At 64.0% G+C, this 342-nt stretch carries 1 protein-coding gene; it reads left to right on the top strand.

What is annotated here, in order from left to right:
* A partial coding sequence (locus EN804_RS35490; RefSeq protein ID WP_135922365.1) for an MG2 domain-containing protein occupies nucleotides 1–342 on the top strand: 342 nt, incomplete at both ends.

Raw genomic sequence — 342 nt, 5'->3', positions numbered from 1 at the left:
GTTCCTCGATATGACCCGTGCAGGCTTCGATCTTTCGGATCGCGGCGTGACGGGACGTGCAGCACCCGGTGCTATCGACGTGTTCAGCTGGACCGAACGTGGCATCTACCGTGCCGGCGAGACCGTGCATGCCGCAGCCCTGGCCCGTGACGTTGACGGCAAGGCAATCGAGGACCTGCCGCTCACTTTCATTTTCTCACGCCCTGACGGGGTGGAAGACCGGCGCTTTGTCAGCGGCGGCAAGGCGCTTGGCGGTCATGCGGTGGATCTGCCGTTGCAGGTAAATGCCCTAGATCGCGCCATTGCCACCCCTGGCATAAAGCCGGGCCGCGCCGCGCAGAT

The sequence above is a fragment of the Mesorhizobium sp. M8A.F.Ca.ET.161.01.1.1 genome (assembly GCF_004792105.1).
Taxonomy (GTDB): Bacteria; Pseudomonadota; Alphaproteobacteria; order Rhizobiales; family Rhizobiaceae; genus Mesorhizobium.
The sequence above is the reverse complement of the archived record's forward strand: the minus strand, read 5'-3'. Positions and strand labels throughout refer to the sequence as shown.